The sequence below is a fragment of the Streptomyces sp. NBC_01431 genome (assembly GCF_036231355.1).
In the GTDB taxonomy this organism is placed as follows: Bacteria; Actinomycetota; Actinomycetes; order Streptomycetales; family Streptomycetaceae; genus Streptomyces.
On the sequence record NZ_CP109496.1, the window covers coordinates 558,695 to 577,979 of the forward strand.

13 protein-coding genes are annotated in these 19,285 nt (G+C 71.1%); 10 read left to right on the forward strand and 3 right to left on the reverse strand.

Features of this window, described 5'->3' with window-relative positions:
• The first annotated feature begins 21 nt into the window (after positions 1–21).
• The gene (locus tag OG522_RS02810; RefSeq protein ID WP_329461304.1) at positions 22–600 is read left to right on the forward strand and encodes a hypothetical protein; all 579 of its coding nucleotides are present in this window, start codon (positions 22–24) and stop codon (positions 598–600) included.
• 318 nt (positions 601–918) lie between these two features.
• On the opposite strand, the gene OG522_RS02815 is transcribed toward OG522_RS02810, so the two are convergent.
• On the reverse strand, positions 919–1,635 hold the full coding sequence (locus OG522_RS02815) for an SDR family oxidoreductase (RefSeq protein WP_329461305.1): 717 nt from the start codon (positions 1,633–1,635) through the stop codon (positions 919–921).
• A gap of 76 nt (positions 1,636–1,711) precedes the next feature.
• Between OG522_RS02815 and OG522_RS02820 the strand changes: the two genes are divergently transcribed.
• Positions 1,712–2,524 carry a helix-turn-helix transcriptional regulator gene (locus OG522_RS02820; protein ID WP_329461306.1) on the forward strand — a complete coding sequence of 271 codons (813 nt, stop codon included), beginning with the start codon at positions 1,712–1,714 and terminating at the stop codon, positions 2,522–2,524.
• 223 nt (positions 2,525–2,747) lie between these two features.
• On the opposite strand, the gene OG522_RS02825 is transcribed toward OG522_RS02820, so the two are convergent.
• Together OG522_RS02825 and OG522_RS02830 are read right to left on the reverse strand one after the other, a co-directional pair.
• Entirely contained in the window at positions 2,748–5,093 is a 2,346-nt protein-coding gene (locus OG522_RS02825) for an ABC transporter permease (protein ID WP_329461307.1), read from the reverse strand.
• Positions 5,090–5,833 carry an ABC transporter ATP-binding protein gene (locus tag OG522_RS02830; protein WP_329461308.1) on the reverse strand — a complete coding sequence of 248 codons (744 nt, stop codon included), beginning with the start codon at positions 5,831–5,833 and terminating at the stop codon, positions 5,090–5,092. The genes OG522_RS02825 and OG522_RS02830 overlap by 4 nt, the downstream gene beginning before the upstream one ends.
• Before the next feature lie 137 nt (positions 5,834–5,970).
• Between OG522_RS02830 and OG522_RS02835 the strand changes: the two genes are divergently transcribed.
• The 8 genes from OG522_RS02835 to OG522_RS02870 all read left to right on the forward strand — a co-directional run bounded on the left by OG522_RS02835 (position 5,971) and on the right by OG522_RS02870 (position 19,262).
• The gene (locus tag OG522_RS02835) at positions 5,971–6,822 is read left to right on the forward strand and encodes a sensor histidine kinase (RefSeq protein WP_329461309.1); all 852 of its coding nucleotides are present in this window, start codon (positions 5,971–5,973) and stop codon (positions 6,820–6,822) included.
• Complete coding sequence (locus tag OG522_RS02840) at positions 6,819–7,583, forward strand: response regulator transcription factor (RefSeq protein ID WP_329461310.1); 765 nt, start codon at positions 6,819–6,821, stop codon at positions 7,581–7,583. The genes OG522_RS02835 and OG522_RS02840 overlap by 4 nt, the downstream gene beginning before the upstream one ends.
• A 542-nt stretch (positions 7,584–8,125) precedes the next feature.
• A complete protein-coding gene (locus tag OG522_RS02845) occupies positions 8,126–10,012 on the forward strand; it encodes an Ig domain-containing protein (RefSeq protein WP_329461311.1) in 1,887 nt (628 codons plus the stop codon).
• An 83-nt stretch (positions 10,013–10,095) separates the two neighbouring features.
• Entirely contained in the window at positions 10,096–10,590 is a 495-nt protein-coding gene (locus OG522_RS02850; protein ID WP_329461312.1) for a hypothetical protein, read from the forward strand.
• Positions 10,591–10,914: 324 nt separating this feature from the next.
• Positions 10,915–14,232 (forward strand): BTAD domain-containing putative transcriptional regulator, encoded by a 3,318-nt coding sequence (locus OG522_RS02855; RefSeq protein ID WP_329461313.1) that lies wholly within the window; start codon positions 10,915–10,917, stop codon positions 14,230–14,232.
• Between the two features lie 341 nt (positions 14,233–14,573).
• Complete coding sequence (locus tag OG522_RS02860) at positions 14,574–15,164, forward strand: snapalysin family zinc-dependent metalloprotease (RefSeq protein WP_329461314.1); 591 nt, start codon at positions 14,574–14,576, stop codon at positions 15,162–15,164.
• Between the two features lie 785 nt (positions 15,165–15,949).
• Positions 15,950–16,942, forward strand: coding sequence for a glutathione S-transferase family protein (locus OG522_RS02865; protein ID WP_329461315.1), 993 nt, complete (start codon positions 15,950–15,952; stop codon positions 16,940–16,942).
• Between the two features lie 1,018 nt (positions 16,943–17,960).
• Positions 17,961–19,262 carry a phosphatase PAP2 family protein gene (locus tag OG522_RS02870; RefSeq protein ID WP_329461316.1) on the forward strand — a complete coding sequence of 434 codons (1,302 nt, stop codon included), beginning with the start codon at positions 17,961–17,963 and terminating at the stop codon, positions 19,260–19,262.
• Positions 19,263–19,285 lie beyond the last annotated feature (23 nt).

The window sequence follows — 19,285 nt, forward strand, 5'->3', positions numbered from 1 at the left end:
TGGAACGCGAGGAGCAACCAGATGACTCAGTCCAATCCCCAGCCTCCCGAGCACCCCGCGGGTCCGGGCGAGGAGGCTGCCGGGCCGACCGGCAAGGCGGCGGGGCGCCGCGGCCGGTTCACCCGGCTGACCCGGCAGGGACGTGTGCGATGGGTGGCGCTCGGTCTGGTGGTGCTGATCGGCGGCGGTGCGGCGGCCGCGGCGGTGGCGGAGCACCACCACGAGGAGCGCGCCGGCGGCCGGTACGCCGCCGAGGGCCGGGGTCACCGGGGCGGGCCGGGGACGGACGGCCGGGACGGCGCGAAGAAGGTGCGGGAGGCCGGGCAGGACCGGCGGGGTTCCGCCGCGGGCTCACTCGCGCAGGCCCCGGCGCCGCTGCCTGCGCTGCCGGCCGCGCAGGCGGTGGACAAGGCGACGGGTGCCGTGTCCGGCGGCAAGGTCGAATCACTGCGGGTGGTCGCCCAGCAGGGTGGTGGCAGCGCCTGGCAGGCCGTGGTGCTGGGCCCCGACGGGGTGCGCCACTCCGTGACGCTGGCCGGCGCCGACGGCACGGTCACCAGCAACACCGTCGCCGAGTACGGCCCGGTAATGGCCCGCTGACCGAGCCGCCACGAACCGCTCGACGCATCCGTCCGGCCCCGGCAGGACGGATGCCGAGCGGTGCGCGGCCACGGGTGTGATCAACTACCGCCCCGCGCAACCCACTTGAATACCATTCGGCGCGTTTCCGCGGATCGTGAACGCCTCGGTGCGCTGGACGGGAGGCACGCTCCAGCGCCTGTGGTTTTCGGCCGACAGCCCGCGGGCCGCCCCTCTCCCTGCACTCCCGACCAAGGCGCGGCTTGGGGCAACGACCGATCACTCGCGAGCGCGGCATCACGGTGATCGGCACCGGGGCCCCCGCGCCGGGTTCCGCGCTCACCACGGCACGGGCGTTCCGTCCCAGGAGAAGAAGGCTCCGGTGGGCCCGTCGTTGGGCAGGAGTGCCAGGCGCAGGGCCCCCTGGGCGGCCTCGGCGGGGTCGCCGCCCGCCTCGGCCGCTCGGGGGTTGAGGTCGGTGGCCCGCAGACCGGGGGCGAGGGCGTTGACCTTGAAACCCTCCTCTGCCAGCGTCTGGGCGTACAGGACGGTGAGGGCGTTGAGGGCGGCTTTCGAGGACCTGTACGCCGCCGCACCTCCGCTGCCGGGGACGAACTGGGGGTTCGGGTTCGTACTCCAGGTCAGCGATGCGGTCCCGCTGGAGACGTTGACGATCCGTGGTCGCGGGGAGCGGCGCAGGGCGGGCAGAAAGGCGTTGGTCACCGCGAGGACCCCGAACACGTTGGTCTCGTAGGTACGCCGGAATTCGTCCGCGCCGGTCTCGGTCGGCGGGCCGAGCGAGGGTGAGATGCCCGCGTTGTTGACCAGCACGTCCAAGCGGTCCAGCTGACCGGCGGCCGCGCCGATGCTGTCCTGGTCCGTCACATCGAGGACCAGCAGACGGGCCGCCCCGCCGATCTCCTCGACGGCCCGCCGCCCGCGCCCGGCATCGCGGGAGCCCACGTACACCCGGAAGCCCTCAGCGGCGAGAAGTCGGGCGATGTGCTTGCCAATGCCCTTGTTGGCACCTGTGACCAGCGCTGTGCGATCGTTCATGACAGCCACGATCGCCTGGCGGCGAGCGCCCTGCCAGGGACGACCTGTACCAGTCAGCGGGAGGGGGTGGGGCGCGATGGCGCGGCAGGAGCTCGCCCGATTCCTGCGGGACCGCCGCGCTGCCTTGCGTCCGGAAGCGCTCGGCCTGCCCACGAGCGGCCCGCGCCGCACCCCGGGCTTGCGCCGTGAAGAGGTGGCCGGTCTCGCCCATATGTCCGTCGACTACTACGTACGTCTCGAACAGGCCCGCGGTCCCCGCCCGTCGCACACCATTCTGGACGCGCTGGCCGGGGCCCTCCGTCTGACGTCGGCCGAACGCAGCCACCTGTTCCGCCTGGCCGGCACGAGCGCACCGCCGCCCGCCACCGGCGCGGTACGACACGTGCGCGCGCACGTGGCCCGGATGCTCCAGCGTCTGCCGGAGACCGGCGCGATCGCCACCGACGCGTCCTACGGCGTCATCGCCTGGAACCCACTGGCCCAGGCTCTGTTGGGCGGCGGCCTCGGACACGGGACGACGAACCTGGCCCGGCGCCGGTTCCTCGGTGAAGGGCGGATGTACGAGAGCTCCAGCACCGAGGAGTTCGGACACATCGTGGTGGCGCGGCTGCGCCGGGCCGCCGACCGCTATCCTCACGACCCGCAGCTCGCCGCGCTGCTCACCGAACTGCACGCCGGCAGCGAGGAGTTCCGCCTTCTCTGGGAGACCCGCCCGGTGCACGCCCCCGGCCACCGCACCAAGACCGTCGAACACCCGACGGCAGGCAGCCTCCGGCTGAACTGCGACGTTCTCCTCGTCCCCGAGGACGACCAGGAAGTCGTCATGATCACGGCAGATCCCGGGACACCCTCGGCCCGAACCCTGCGCAGGCTGGCCACGGCGCTGTAGAGCCCGCCCCCAGAGTGATCAAGTCACCGCGTGAACTACGCTGCCAGCGGCGGGAGTTGTCCGCCGCGACGGGCGGCAAGCCGCGTCGGCGGGCGCGCCCGAGACCCTCCGTCGAGACGAACGGCAGGGCGCATCGGCCCCCCGGCCCGAGACCCTCCGCCGCGACGCACGGCAAGCCGCATCGGCCCCCCGGCCCAAGGCCCTCCACCGCGCCGGCGGGCCGTCACTCGGTGTGCAGGACTCGGGCGATGGTCTGCCGGGCCGCCGTTCGTGCCGGGATCACCGCGCCCAGTGCGGCGATCGCCACTCCCGCCAGGGCCAGCAGCGCCATGGTTTCCGGGTGCCAGACATGCAGCATCCGGTCCGGGAGAGCGAGATGGGCGCTGCTCTCGGTCAGCGGGATCACTACCCGGTAGGCCGCCACGCCCAGCGGGAGTCCGAGGATCCCGCCGATCAGGCCGAGCCCCGCCATCGACACCACCAGCATCACGGTGACCTGACGTGGGGTCATGCCGATCGACTTCAGCATTCCCAGGTCACGGCGCCGCTCGCGGCTGCTCAGCACGACCGTGTTGAACACCCCCATCGCGGCGACCACCGACAGCATCAGGGTCAGCGCCGAAGCGGAACTGATCACCGTCATGGCTCCGGCGTTCACCGATGTCTGCTCGGTCGGTGCGAGCCCGGGATCGGCGGCCCGCACGGCCTTCATGTAGGCGGCGGTATCGGGGTGGGAAGTGAGCCGCACCCAGTACTGGTTGGCCTGCGTCCCAGGTGCCAGGGCGGTCAAGGTCGGCCAGTCGGCCCGCATCATGTCGGCCGGGCCGGACATGACCTCACCGACCAGGGTCACCCGCTCCGTGCGGCCGTCCGCCGCGCCCAGCGTGAACGAGTCACCCAGGCGCAGACCGTGCTTGGACAGGAACCTGCCGGAGGCCACGACCTCTCCGGGGGTGCGCATCCACCGGCCCCTGGCCAGGTCGTCCTGGAGTACGGACCGGCCCTCGCGCGCGCCTTGGATCGTCACGCCCTCGCTCTGCCCGAGTAGCCGCACGTCGGCGAAGCCCACGGCTGAGACGTCCGCCGCCTGCGGCAGACCGCGCAACAGCGCCTGTGCCGCGGCGTCGTCATGCTGCGGGACGGTCTGCCCGAACCTGGCTTCCCCGCGCCAGACGACGACTTGCAGTCTGCCGGAGCCCTCGACGGCGTCGCCGTACGAGACCATGGTGGTCGCAAGCCCGGTCGCGAAGGTCACCGTCGCCACCCCGAGCAGTACCGCCGAGACGGTGAGCAGGGCCCGTCCGGGCCGTGCGAAGGGCAGGCCGAGCCCCAGCGTCACCGACCGCGGCAGCCTCGCCCCCGTCAGCCACCGCTGCACCTTCAGCCCCCGCCCGCCGCTGGGGGCGCTGCCCGCGCTGATGGCACGTGCCGCGGAGAGCCGGTGCGAGCGCAGCGCCGGGATCAGTGCGGCCAGCACGACGACCGCGGGCATGCCCAGTGCCGTGGCCACGTACACCCAGGAGCTGACCGTCGGGTTGACGTTGACCGTGCCGAGGTCCGCGCCCTGGAAGACCTGGTGCAGGAGTGGCCGCGCGACCACCCCACCGAGGGCCGTGCCGATCGCCGCGCCCACGGTGGCCGGGACGCAGACCATCACCAGATAGACCGCGACCACCTGGTTGGGCGTGAATCCCAGGGACTTGAGCACCCCGATGTGCCGGAAGCCGGACACCACCGCACCGCTCACCACGTTGCCCACGATCAGGACGGCCACCAGCAGGCCGAGGATTCCGAAGGCCATGAGGAACGGCACGAAGGCGTTGGGCTGCGAGGCGACCTGCGCCTTCAGCGTCAGGTACGACTGGTGGGCGACCAGCGATCCGGACGGCAGCCCCGAGGTCGCCGCCGTGGTGGCGGTGGTGATCTCACGGGACGTCGCGGCTTGGTCGAACCGGTACAGCATCTGGTACGTCGTGGGGTGCAGGGCCTCGATCTGCTGCGGGGAGACCCATGCCTGTGCGGTTCCGCTCACGCTGGACGCGAGGCCGACGACGGTCAGCGGTGCGAGTCCGGGCAGCTGGATCCGTTTGCCGAGCGGGGAGTGCGGCCCGGTGCCCATCCCGGGCGCGTCCGGCAGCGCCAGGACGAGTTGGCCGGGCCCGGTGGCCCAGTGTCCGGCGAACAGGTCGAGGCGGTCGACCGGCCCCCCGGGGTCCGCCCGCCCCACCACGCTCATCAGGCCCGTTCCCATTCCGGGCATCTCGTCGGCCGCGCTCCGCGGCAGGTCGACCACGGCTTGCGGGAACGGCCCCGCCGCAGCCTCAACTCCCGGACGGTGCACGGTCGCTGACACCTGCTCAGCCGACACTTTCGCCGCGTCGAAGGTGGCGACGACATGGGCTCCGTGCGCCTGGCCGAAGAGCCGGTCGAACGGTCCGGACGCGACGTCGAGCAGGCCCAAAGCGACCACGAGGGCCATGCTGGAGACGAGGACGACCACCCCGATCACGGAGGTCTGTAGCCGGCGACGGCGTACGGCCGCACGAGAGGCCCGCCACACCGCGCTCATGCCGAACGCTCCAGGGTCCGCTCGCCAGTGATCCGGCCGTCCGCCATCGTCACCAGACGACTGGCACAGCGCGTGGCGAGACGCTGGTCATGCGTCACCAGCATCAGGGTCTGGCCGAGTTGGTTGAGGTCGATGAGCAGGTCCATCACCTGCTCGCCCGCCTGACTGTCCAGCGCGCCGGTCGGCTCGTCCGCAAGAAGCAGCGCGGGTCGGTTCATCAGCGCGCGGGCCACCGCGACGCGCTGGCGCTCGCCGCCGCTGAGGGCGGCGGGGTAGACGTTCCTGCGGTCGGCGATGCCGAGCTCGTCGAGCAGCTCCAGGGCCCTGCGCCGGGCCTGGCGGGCGGGTGTTCCGGTGAGCTGGGCGGCCAGGGCGATGTTGTCGATCGCGGGCAGGTCGTCGATGAGGTTGAAGAACTGGAAGATCATGCCGATCCGGCGGCGACGGAAGAGGGCGAGGCCGGTCTCGTTGATGCTGCCGAGGTCCTCGCCGTGCACGCACACCGAGCCGGCGCTCGGCCGGTCAAGGCCGGCGATCATGTTCAACAGGGTCGACTTGCCGCAGCCGGACGGGCCCATCACCGCGACCGCCTCTCCGGCGCCGATCTCCAGCGACACTCCGTCCAGGGCAACGGTGTCGCCGTACTCCTTGCGCAGTCCGCCCACTTGGACGACTGCCTGGTCGCGCACCGCGGCCGGCCCGGTTGCTGGGGCCGTGCCCCTGATGTCTTCGGTGGTCATGGCAGGGACGGTAGGCGGCGAGGACGGCCTCGGCGTCAACCTCCGGAGGTAATCGGCGGCGGCACTCATCCTGGCGATGTACGGGGTGGTCCCGGAGGTGGACGCCGGCCCGTCGGCTGCCCTGGGAAGATCGTGCCGTGTGGATATCGGGAACGGGCTGGCTGCTGACCGCCCTCGTGACGGGGAGCCTGGCCGTGGCCGTCGGCTCGACCGTGCTGCTGGCGCGCGCCCGCCGCCGCTATCGCAAGGTCCTGGAGGACCGGCGCTGGCTGCTTGAGCGCGAACGGGAGGCCGCCGCACGCACCGCGGTGACGGCCGAACGCGCCCGTATCGCCCGCGAGTTGCACGATGTCGTCAGCCACAAGGTCAGCCTGATGGTCGTTCAGGCGAGCGCCGCCCGCGAGGTGCTGGCCACTCTGCCGAACGAGGCGGAGACGGCACTGCGCGCCGTCGAGGGTGCGGGGCGCGACGCGATGACCGAACTGCGGCATCTCCTGGGCCTGTTGGCGCCTTCGCCCAACGGCGACGACGACGAGGAGCGGCACGGCGACCTCTCCGGGCTCGCCCCTCAGCCGAGCCTGAGCCAACTGGGCGTCCTCGTCGACCGGATCGCCTTCGCCGGACTCCCGGTCGAGGTGCGCATCTCCGGTGAACCGCGCCCGCTGGCGCCCGGCATCGACGTCACCGCCTACCGGATCATCCAGGAGGCGCTCACCAACGCGCTCAAGTACGGCGACGGCGGCAAGGCGGCGGTGACCGTGCGCTACGCCGATCACAGCCTGCGGGTCGAAGTCCTCAACAGCGGACCGAGCGTGCTGTCCGCCGACCCGACGAGCCCGGGTGACCGCAAGCACCGGGACGACGGAACGGGCCGCGGTCTGATCGGCCTGCGCGAGCGCGTCGCCGTCTACGGCGGCCACTTCGACGCCCGGCGGCGCATCGGCGGCGGCTACCGCGTCCGCGCCCGCATCCCTCTGGAGCGCCCGTGACCGAGCCCGCCCCCGACCGAAGTGCCCACCGGCATCCCCGCGAATCCGACTGCCCCCGCGTCCTCATCGCCGACGACGAGGAGCTCATCCGCACCGGCTTCCGCCTCATCCTCACCTCGCGCGGCATAGAGGTCGTCGGCGAGGCCGCGGACGGCGTGCAGGCCATCGCGGAAGCCCAGCGCCTGCGCCCGGACGTGCTCCTGATGGACATCCGGATGCCCAACCTGAACGGCCTGGAAGCAGCCAAGCGCGTACTGCACCTGCTCCCCGACTGCCGGGTCCTCATGCTCACCACGTTCGACCTCGACAGCTATGTCTACGCGGCCCTCGCCGCCGGTGCGAGCGGCTTCCTCCTCAAGGACGTCACCGCCGCCCATCTCGCCGCATCCGTACGGCTGGTGAACACCGGCGACGCGCTGCTCGCCCCCTCGATCACCCGTCGTCTGGTGGAGCGCTACGCGGCCCCCCACCAGGGCGAGCGGTCCTCCGGCCCAGCCGCCGCCGGGGACCCGGTAGCCCGCACACCCGCCGTCCACCGTGACCTGGCCGCGCTGACCCCGCGTGAACTACAGGTGCTGGCCCTGATGGGCCGAGGTCTGTCGAACACGGACCTCGCCGAAGCCCTCACCCTCAGCGAGGCCACCGTCAAGACCCATGTCGCCCGCATCTTCGCCAAACTCGCCCTCCGCGACCGCGCCCAAGCCGTCGTCCTGGCCTACGAAACGGGTCTCGTCACCCCTGGCGGCTCGGCCTCCGGCTGACCCGGATTCCGCTCCTGCACCCGCCCCGGCTCCGCCTGTTGGGACGGGTGGCTCAAACGCGACGGCTCCGCGCCCCTCGTGGGCCGCGAACATCCACCCATGGGCCAGTAGAGATTCCTACCCAGTGCGGTCAAGTTGGCATCGATGTCTTCCAAGAGACGGGAAAACCGCTTTCGATCAATTGACCGGGGCACGTCATCCCTGCTTGGCTTCCGGCCAGCGATCGGCGCACCACCGCTCCACACCGCACCAAGGTCACATGCCGTGTCACACCACGGTTGGTTCCACCTTCCCGCCGGAGCCGGTCGGGAGGATTCGCGCCAAGTCTGCACACCGGTCCCGAAGGCCTCAACAGGCGTCTGTCGCAACGGCGTTCAGAACTGCGCGAACATCCCCTCTCCCGTCCAGCAGCGCGCCACCGGCGTCCCGTACGACCACTGGAAACATCGCTCCATCGGTTGCGCCTCGCTGCCCGCATCCAGGTAACAGATCGCCCGCCGACCGGCGCCACGCGATCTGTTCGAGAGAGGATCCCCCTACACATGGGTACCCCCTACATACGCGGCACGGCACGAAGAGCCCTGACCGGCCTCGCGTCGCTGTCGCTCGTCACCGGTGCCATGGTCGCCGTCGTCGCACCCCAGGCGGCCGCCGCCCCGGTCCCGGATACGGCGAATGGCCACACGGTCACCAACCCGTACAGCCCCGCCTACCAGCACAGCTACCGGCACGGTGTCGTGCCGACCGCGCAGCAGAACGCCAAGATGAAGTCCTGGCAGGCCACCCACGCCTCGCGGAACGCCGCGACCGGCCCCGAGACGCTGTCCTACGGCGGCGGCATCGACGGCATCGGCGTCCAGAGCGGACACTCGAAGGTCTACCTCGTCTTCTACGGAACCCAGTGGGGGGCGCAGAGCACGGATGGCAACGGGAACGCCAAGTTCTCGGGTGACTCGGCCGGAGCCGCGGGTGCGGCCCAGCAGATGTTCAAGGGCATCGGCACCGGCAACGAGCTGTGGTCCGCCGACCTGACCCAGTGGTGCGACGGCCCCAACGTGGCGGCGGGCGCGACCAGTTGCCCCTCGAACGCCAACTTCGTCCCGTACCAGAGCGGTGGCGTGCTGTCCGGCGTGTGGTACGACAACGCGGCCGCGTCACCCAGCGCCGCGTCCGGGCACCAGCTCGGCCAGGAGGCCGTCAACGCCGCCGCCCACTTCGGCAACACCACGGCCGCCTCGAACCGCGACGCCTACTACGTGATCCTGTCCCCGCACGGCACCAACCCGGACAGCTACCAGGGCCAGTACTGCGCCTGGCACGACTACAACGGTGACAGCACGCTGACCGGCGGCGCGGTGAACTCGCCTTATGGCGACGTCGCGTTCAGCAACCAGCCGTACAACATCGACTCGGGCTCCGGCTGCGGCGTCGGCTTCGTCAACTCGCCCGGAACCCTCGACGGCTGGACCATGACGCTCGGCCACGAGTGGCACGAGATGATGTCGGACCAGAACCCGGCCGGCGGCTGGACCAACCACACCGGCAGCTCCTACGACGGCCAGGAGAACTCCGACGAGTGCGCCTGGCTCAACCCCGGAACCGCGGGTGGAGCGGCCAACGTCACCATGGGCACCGGCACCTTCGCCGAGCAGGCCAGCTGGTCCAACGACACCAACGCGTGTGCCATCTCGCACCCGATCGTCGGCGGCGGATCGACCGGCAACACCGTGACGGTCACCAACCCGGGCGCCCAGAGCACCACGGTCAACACCGCCGTCTCGCTGAAGGTCAACGCCTCCGACTCGGCGAGCGGACAGACCCTGACCTACTCGGCCACCGGCCTCCCGGCCGGCCTGTCGATCAACTCCTCCACCGGACTGATCAGCGGCACCGTCACCACCGTCGGCAACTCCTCGGTGAGCGTCACGGCCAAGGACTCCACCGGCGCCTCGGGCAGCACGTCGTTCGGCTGGACCGTCTCCGCGGCAGGCGGAGGGGGCGTCACCAACGGCGGCTTCGAAACCGGCACTCTGTCCGGCTGGACCGCCAGCGGCAGCGCCACGGCCAGCAGCGCGGCGGCCCACAGCGGCAGCTACGGCGCGATGATCGGCTCGGCCAACCCGACCAACACGTCCTCGATCGCCCAGACCTTCACGGCGCCCAGCGGCTCCTCCACGGTCTCCTTCTCGTACAACGTCACCTGCCCCGACACCGTGACGTACGACTGGGCGACGGCGACCCTCAAGGACAACACCACCGGCACGACCACCACCGTCCTCGCCAAGACCTGCACCCAGGGCGCGGGCTGGAAGCAGGCCTCCGGGTCCCTGACCGCGGGCCACAGCTACACGCTCACCCTCACCAGCAAGGACGACAACTACGCCGGTGACGCGACCTACACCTACTACGACGACGTGACCGTGTCCTGACGCGATCACGACCGCGGGGGCGGGCCGGTCGGCCCGCCCCCGCACTCATCGGTACCAGTCGAGGTCCCTCCCCTGGAGAAACCATGACTCCTCGACCGTTTCAGCGCCGCGCCGCGCACCGCGTCGGAGCGGCGCTCGCCGTCGCTCTCGTGGTCGGTGCGGTCAACGGCTGCTCGCCATCGGGCAGTTCGCCACCCCCGCCGGTACCCGGTGACGCGTCCGCTCGTGTCCCGGGGGCATCGGCTTCGGCGTCGGCCCGGACGATCACCCTTGACGAGCACGCCGCAGGCACGGTCATCAAGGTGAGTGTGGGCACGAGGGTGCTGATCCGGCTGCACAGCACGTACTGGTCCGTGCCCACCAGCTCCGACACTCAGACACTGGCCCCCGTCGGCAAGAGCGGCAGCATACCCACGGGGACCTGCGAGCCGGGCGCGGGCTGCGGCATCGCCGCCGCCGACTTCACCGCCCGCCGGACAGGCGCGGCGCAGGTCGTGGCCCACCGCAACTCCTGCGGTGAAGCGCGGCGTTGCGGGCCGGGCCAGGGCAGTTACGCCGTCACGGTGCAGGTCAGCTGACGCAGGTCGGGTCATGGCAGTGCACCCGTAAAGGTTCCTGGATGGCCCGTCTCCGACCATCACCACATGCACGCCGCCAAAGCGACGAGTCGGCGCATATCGTCGGCGTATCGAAGTCCCCGGAATCAGCTGGTGACGACCGCGTAGGGCCGATGCCCCGGCGAATCTCTCTGGCCGGGCTACAGGTGATCGCGGGCCTGGCAGCGTGTCCGCCGAGCCCATACCTCCCGGTTGGTATGAGATCCGGGTGGCCGCCGCGTGGCAGGGTTGTCAGCCGCATACTCATGGTGCGGCCGGTTCGCGGGGGCAGGAGGGGGCTGTTCAATGCTCACGTTCAGGGTGCTCGGTCCCTTGGAAGTGGCGGGGAACGGCGGGCCCGTCGAAGTGCAGGGACCTCAGCGCCGCATGATGCTCGCACGACTGCTGGCCGCGCAGGGCCAGGTGGTGTCCGTCGAGAGCCTCATAGACGGGCTCTGGGACGGGGAGCCACCGCTGCGCGCCACGGGCGTCCTGCGGACCGTCGTCTTCGGGCTGCGCAAGGCGCTGGAGCCGGACCGGCGCCCGCGTACACCGCCACGGCTGCTGGTATCCGCCCCCACCGGCTATGCCCTGCGGGCACCCGAAGAAGCGGTGGACGCCTGGCGTTTCGAGGCGGCGGTGCGGGTGACCCGCGCGAACGGCACTCCCCCGAAGGCAGTGCTGCAACAGCTCGACCACGCGCTGGCGTTGTGGCGCGGCCCCGCCTACGCCGAGTTCGCCACCGCGCGCTGGGCCGCACGGGAGGCGGCCCGGCTCGAAGAGCTCCGCGCACGGGCGGTGGAGCAGCGGGCCCAGGCGCTGCTCTCGCTCGGCCGTGCCGCCGAACCGCTGCCCGACCTCGAAGCGCAGGTCCTCGACCACCCGCTGCGTGAGGAGAGCTGGCGACTGCTCGCGCTGGCCCTCTATCAGGCCGGGCGCCAGGGTGACTCGCTCGCGGCGCTGCGCCGCGTCAGGCGCGTGCTCATGAAGGACCTCGGAGTGGAGCCCGGTGCGGAACTGCGTCGCCTGGAGGCCGACGTCCTCGCCCAGGCGCCGCGCCTGGAACCGGCCGCCGCCCGGCCCGCCGCCCGGCTCACCCCCTCGGTCGCCCTCCCCGCCGCCCCGCCCTTCGTGGGGCGCGCGGACGAACTGGCGCGCCTTGAGGCGACCGCGGAGGTTACCGCCGCCGGGCGGCTGGCCCTGGCCCTGGTCACCGGCGAGCCCGGGGTGGGCAAGACAAAGCTGGTCGAGCAGGTCAGCGAAGGGCTCGCCCAGCGCGGCTGGACCTGTGTGCGGGGGCGCTGTCCGGAGAGCGGCGGCGCACCGGCCGCCTGGCCCTGGACCGAGCTTCTGTCCGAACTCGCCGACGCAGGCCACGAGCCGCCCCCCGAAACGGCCCGGGTGCTGGCCCCGCTGCTGGAGGACGCGTCCGAGCACACCTCCCACGACGCGACGGGCGGCCGTTTCCGGATGCGTCACGCGGTCGTCAACCACCTCACCGCCACGGCCCGTTCGGCCCCGCTGCTGATCGTCATCGAGGACCTGCACCGGGCCGATGAGGAGACCCTCGACCTGCTGGCCCACCTCGTCGACGGCGCCGCCAGAGCGCCGATCATGGTCGTAACGACTCTCCGGCACCACGAGGAGTCACCCGGGCTGCGCAACGCGCTGGGCCAGCTCGCTCGCTGCGCCCCGGTCCGCGTCGAGCTGGCGGGCCTCTCCGAGGAGGCCGTGGCCGAACTCCTGTGGTCCGGGGCTCCCGAATTGGACGAGGCGACGGTCAGGGCGATCGCCGAGCGGACCGGGGGCAACGCTTTCTTCGTATGCGAGACCGCGCGGCTGATCAGTGCGGCGGGGGCCGAGGACGCTCTCTCTCAAGTGCCCGCCGGGGTACACGCCGTGGTCCGGCAGCGCCTCGCCCGACTGCCCGAGACCGCCCAGGCCCTGCTGCGGCAGGCCACCGTGCTCGGCCGCGAAGTTGACCTGGACGTCCTGACCGCCATGACCGACAGCGACCCCGAGACCGTGGCCACCGCCGTTGAGGCGGCCCTGGCCGCGGGGTTGCTCGTGGAGGACGGCCCCGACCAGGTGCGCTTCGTGCACATCCTGGTGCGCGACGCACTGTACGAGGAGGCCCCGAAACTGCGCCGCGCGCGCTGGCACGCGCGAGCCGGCACCGAGATCCAGCGGCTGCGCCCCACCGAAGTGAGCCTGCTGGCCTACCACTTCCTGGCAGCCGGTGACCGGGCCAGCGCCCCGCGCGCCGCACGGTATGCGAGGGCGGCCGCGGAACAGGCCACCTGGCGGTTCGCCCACCACGAGGCGGCCCGGCTGTGGCAGGAGGCGGTCGCCGCCCACGACCGCTCGCAGGTCCACGACGAACGAACCCGCCTCAGCCTCATCATGGGCATGATCAGAGCGCTCGCCCTGGCCGGTGATGTGGTCACCGCCCGCGAGCGGCGCAACGCGGCCATCGCCGACGCCGAGAAGCTCGGCGACCCCGCGCTCACCGCGGACCTGCTCTCCGCTTTCGACGTACCGACCATCTGGACCAACCGCCGTTACGCGGCCAAGGACGACCACGTCGTGGCCGCGGCCGAGCGCGTCCTGAACCTCCTGCCCCCGCGCGCCGAGGAAGCGCGCTGCCGTGTGCTCACCACTCTGGCCCTGGAACTCGATGGCACCCAGGACGACCGGGGTCGGCAGGCCGCGCACCAGGCCGAGGCCCTCGCTCGCGGCCTGGACCGGCCGGATCTGCTGGCACAGGCCCTCAACGCCCGGCACGCGCACGCCTACCACCGCGCGGGGCTCGCCCGCGAACGCCTTGCCATCGGCCGCGAGCTACTGGCCCTCGGGGTCCGCCACGAGCTGGCCGCCGTCGAGGTCCTTGGCCATGTGATCCTCGCCCAGGCACATGCCGCACTCGCCGAGCCGGAGACGGCCGATGAACACGCCGACGCGGTCGAGCGGTTGGCAGACCGCTACGATCTGCCGCTGCCGGGGACGCTGCTCGGCTGGTACCGCGCGATGCGGGTGTCGATCGCGGGCCGGTTCACAGAGGCCGACACCGCCTACCGCCGGACCACCGAGCGGCTCGGCGAGTCCTGGATGTGGGGCATCGAACGCGATCTGCTGCACTTCGCCCTCTTCTGCCTCTACATCCAGAACGGCACCCTGCTCGACCTGGCAGGAGAGGCCGACGAGCAGTACCAGCGCTGGGGCTCCAACTACGCCCGTGGCAAGGCCCTGATGCTGCTGGCCGAGGGCCACACCGCGCAGGCGCGCGCTGTCACCTCGGCCGCGCGTGAGCTGCCCCGCGACTACCTGCTGGAGGCCCGCCTCGGCCTCGCCGCCATTTTGGCCGTGTCCCTCGACGATCGGGAGATGGCCGCGTCGGTCTACGAGGAACTCCTGCCCGCCGCCGACTGCCTGGCCGGAGCGGGCAGCGGCGTGGTGACCCTCGGCCCGGTGTCCCACTACCTCGGCGAGCTCGCCCACTGCCTGGGCCGACCGGAACAGGCAGCGGCGCACCACCGCCAAGCGCTCGGCATCGCCGAGCGAACGGGGGCCCCGCACTGGGCCGAAGCCGCCCGTACCGCTCTCACCCGCAGCGGACACGGCTGAGGGCCGCCAGTACCGGGAACTTGGCTGCCGCAACCGCGAACGTATCCCGGCCTCCGTCGTACATGGCGATGGAGCCAAGGACTGGTCGGTGGGCGGCGGTGGGGCGGTTGGTGTCGTACCGGTTGGTGGGTACGGGCGGCAGCACGACCGTCGAATGGCTCTTGCCTCCGTCTCGCGTCCTCTCTGCTCTGGCCTCCTCTGGTCTGCGTTGCTCTCAACCCCGTGCATTTCGAGCCAACTTGAGGGCTATGGGACCGAGCGCCATCCGAGATATTGTCATGTCCGCGATGAACTTGTTTACTGCGGGCAGCAGCTGAGACTCAAGGAGGCGCAGCAGTCTCATGAGCAAGCGAACCGCCGTCCTGACGGCACTCATCCCGGCCTTGCTGAGCACCACGGTCGGCTTCTCTTCCGCTCACCCCGCGCCGCGCCCGCCCGCAGCGGTGGTCACCCTCACCTATGACGCCGGCGCGGCCGGTCCGTGGGCGGACTCGGTCGAGCAGGCCATTCAGAACTGGAACGACGCGGTGCACAACGTGCACTTGGAACCGGCGAGCACCCCCGGCTCGGCCGACTACGTCTACGAGGCGACCAGTGGCTGGCCGCAGACCACGTTGGGGCCGATCTTTCCCGGTGGCAACGGTGACGTACAGCTGGGCCAGCAAGCGGTGGACGAGGGTTACGACGCGACCCGGATCACGGCGCACGAGACCGGACACGTCCTCGGGCTGCCCGACGACTACAGCGGCCCGTGCTCGGAGCTCATGTCCGGCCACGGCCCCGGCACGTCCTGCACGAACGCCAAGCCCGACGCGGCCGAGGCGGCGCAGGTCGACAGCAACTACGCCCCCGGCATGGCTGCGACCCGCCGCCAGCACCACCAAGTGGTGATCGACATCTGGTCCGGCCGGGCCCTCGCCGGCCCGCGCTGAACGGCGTCACAGCGCGCTACGTGTATTGACCCGCAGGGTTGTTCACGCGGGTGATGGGTGGCTTGCCGCCCGAAACGGCGACGGCAGGGAGCCAGGCGGCTGCCCGGCGCGGCGGATGTACGGATCCGCCCCGGCTTTCGCAGCAGCGGGCCGGGGCATACCGTCGCGGCGCCCCGGCTCCGGCCCGCCTGGGCCACCAGCACGTTCGCGCGCCCGCGCCGAGGCAGCACCGGTTGGCGCTACCTCGGCGCGCGATCTGCTGCGGCCGCTGACTGGGGGGCAGTCAGTACGCGCCCATGGATGGGCTCAGCCACCGCGCCTCCAGCGGTGGGAACGGACGCCACCGCACATCCAGCCCCCCGACCGCCAAACCCGGCGAACCTGCTACGGAGCCGGATGGCTCCTTCCACCGCTGACGGCTGCCCTGATCCGCGGCCGGATAGCCCCTTCCACCGTTGGCGCCGCGAACGTGATCCGCAGCCGGACGCCCCTCCCACCCTTGGCACTGTCTGTCTGATCCGTAGCCGGACGACCCTCCCACCCTTGGCACTGTCTGTCTGACCTGATGGTTTGCGCGGCCCATTCCCTTCTGGCGCCCGGACCGGCCCGCCGCATGGACGATTCCGGGGTCAGGGCAACCGGGCGCGCCAGGGCCTCAACGAGCGCGTCGCGCTGAGAGTCGGGACTCTTGTCTTGGGTGCGGACGCGTGCTGGGCGCTGACGCTCCCCTAGCCGAGCCGGGCGCCGACTAGGAGCCTGGAAGCCTGAACAGGGGTTTCTTACCTATGAGCTATGTGAATCCCGGCAGTTCCTACACGCGGGACAGCCGGTACATCACCACTCGGATCACTGCCGACGGGCGCGACGGATATCCCGTCGAACCTGGCCGGTACCGGCTGGTGGTCAGCCGGGCCTGCCCGTGGGCCAGCCGGGCGGTCATCGTGCGGCGGCTGCTCGGGCTGGAAAGCGCGCTGCCGATGGCCGTGGCCGGGCCGACCCACGACGAGCGCAGCTGGACGTTCGACCTGGACCCTGACGGGCGCGATCCGGTGCTCGGAATCGAACGGCTCCAGGAGGCCTACCTCGCCCGCGATCCCGGTTACGACCGCGGCGTCACGGTACCGGCGATCGTCGACGTGCCGACCGGCAAGGTGGTGACGAACGACTTCGCTCGGATCACGATCGACATGTCGCTGGAATGGACGGCTCACCATCGTGAAGGGGCCCCGGAGCTCTACCCGCCAGCGCTGCGGCAAGAGATCGACGCCGTGAGCGAGACGGTTTACAAAGACGTGAACAACGGCGTCTACCGTGCCGGTTTCGCGGGTTCGCAGGAGGCCTATGCCTCGGCGTACGCCTCCCTGTTCGCGCGTCTCGACTGGCTCTCGGAACGACTCACGACGTCTCGCTACTTGGTCGGTGACACCATTACCGAGGCGGACATCCGGCTGTTCACCACACTCGTCCGCTTCGACGCGGTCTATCACGGCCACTTCAAGTGCAACCGGCAGAAGCTGTCCGAGATGCCCATTCTCTGGGCCTACGCGCGCGACCTGTTCCAGACGCCGGGCTTCGGCGACACAGTCGACTTCGACCACATCAAACGCCACTATTACCTGGTCCACCAGGACATCAACCCGAGTGGCATCGTGCCGGTGGGCCCGGACTTGTCGGGCTGGCTCGACGCCCACGACCGGGCGTCACTGGGCGGCCGCCCCTTCGGCGGCGGAACCCCGCCCGGCCCAGTCGCTGCCGAAGAGGCCGTACCGGAGTTGTGACGCGTCAGACGGGGCGGCCAGGTGGGCTGGGCCCCGGCGCGGGCGCGTACTGCCAGCCGGACCGGCCAAACCCGATATGCTTCCCCATCCCAACTGGCCTGACAGCAGCCCTCGTTGAGGAAGAGCCGCCGATCCAGTAAGCGACACGGAGCCCCGAGTCCAGGGCGCGCGTCGCCGGACCGCCAAGCCCGGATCGCGCGTCGCCAGACCGACGGGCCCGGGTCGCGCGTCGCCAGACCGCTAGCAGGCCGGGGCACACCTCCCCGGACCACCGAGCCCAGGCCCCACCTCCCCGGACCACCAGACCTGGATCGCGCGTCGCCGGGCCACCGGCCCGGGTCGCACCTCCCCGGACCGACACATCGCCGGTTCACCGGCCCGGCCGAATCGCTCATCATGCCGACGACCCGACAGCAGTGGTCGTATCGCCGAGCAGATCCACGCCCAGCTGACCGACCGAGGGACCCGCGCCGTAGCCGGTCCGTCTTGCACGGACGCGGGCATGGGTGGGCCACCCCGATGAGGGTCAGGACTCGCTGCGCAGGCCGTTGAGCCACGGGCGAGCCGGGGCTCCCGTGAAGCCGATCGACGCAGTCGGCCTGGGGCGTACCCGGTCGCGCGGCGGCCCGCCGTTCGCGCCGAGGCCCGCCGAGTGGGCATTCATCGCCTTACGCGGGCCAATACCCCGTTGCCCGAATCGGGCGAGCCGGGGTGGCATCAGCACGGCTCCAGGAGGCGATCCGCCGATACGGCACGTCGGCCGCGGCTGGGGCGTCTCCGGCCTCGTCACGGCTTGGCTGATGCCCGCGAAACCACTCGTACCGCTCCGATGGCATGATCAACCCTTCGGCATCCACCCGCATCGCCCTTCCTCTATCGGAAACGGCGCTGTGCCCCTGAGGGTGATCTAACTCAACCAGCATCTAACAAATCGGCAAAACAATTGATACCTACACTTTCTAAGAGATTTCAGCGAATAAGCCGCAGAATAAACTTCACCGCCTGGCGTCGGCCCCGCGTGATTCTTTGGGCGACGGCAGGCGCGGTGGCCATCGGATTCCTTATCGCCCTGGAGATCATCGCGAGGCGCTACGGAGGCGAACCGGGGCCGGTCACCAACCAGGCGCGAGAGCTGATATTCGCGCCCAAACCGGGGCCGCTGTACGGCGGCCTGGCGTTGATGATGGTGGTGCTGACCTGGCGGCAACGGTTCATCGCGGCTGGTGCCGCGATCGGCATCGACGCCGTCTTCATACTGGCGCGATGGGCATTGGACGTCAGGGTGCCCGAAGGCCATTTCTTCGGCAACGGCGCACTGTGGGCGATGTCGGGCTGTGCAATCTTCGCGATCACGCGCCGAACCGGCCAGGAACGAACCCTGCTCCTGAAGGGCGTCGGCCTGGGGCTGCTCCTTGTGACCGGCCGCAAGATCGGGGATTCCTGGCTGCTCATCACGGCGAAGACCCGCCCGACCGTGCTCGACCCGTACGTCGCCACCGCCGATCACGCACTGGGCAACCCGTCGTGGCTGGCAGGCCGCATACTCAACGCCACCGGCCCGATCGGCTCCCATGTCCTCGGCCTGATCTACGCCCAGCTCGCGGTGGCCGCGATCGCCGTCGCCCTGTACCAGCTGCGCAACGTAGCGGCCGAGCGGCGCTTCCCGCGCCACCACCTGGTGCGCACCTTCCTGGTGATCGGCCTTCTCGGCCCGGCCATCTACATGATCTTCCCGGTGGTCGGCCCGGTCTTCGCCTACGGTCCCGGCGCATCCGGCACCGGCGGTGTCCAGTGGGCGGTCACCAACCTGTGGCCGCACACACCGCCGCCCATCACCGCCCCGCACCCGGTGCCCTACGACGGTCTCACCCCGCGCAACTGCATGCCCAGCCTGCACACGGCGTGGGCCACCGCGATCTTCATCCACTCCCGCAAGGGCCCCCGGCTTCTGCGATACGCGGGGACGTTCTGGCTGGCAGCCACGCTCAGCGCCACGCTGGGCTTCGGCTACCACTACGGCGTGGACCTGGTCGCCGGCGTGGTGTTCTCGCTCACCATCGAGGCGGCTCTGCGCACACTCGACCGCGGCTGGGACCGCTCGGGAATCCAGCTGGTCGCCTACGGCACGGCGGTCTTCGCCGCCCTCCTGACGTCGTACCGCTGGCTGCCGACGCAGATGGCCACACATCCGTGGGTGTTCGGACCACTGGTCATCCTGTCGATGGTCTCGGTGATCTACGGCTACCTCCGGACCACCAAGTCGTGGAAACCCAAGGCCGCACCAGCTCTCCACACGGAACCGCAACCCGAACTGGTCTGAGTCATGCCGCATCACGCCACGGG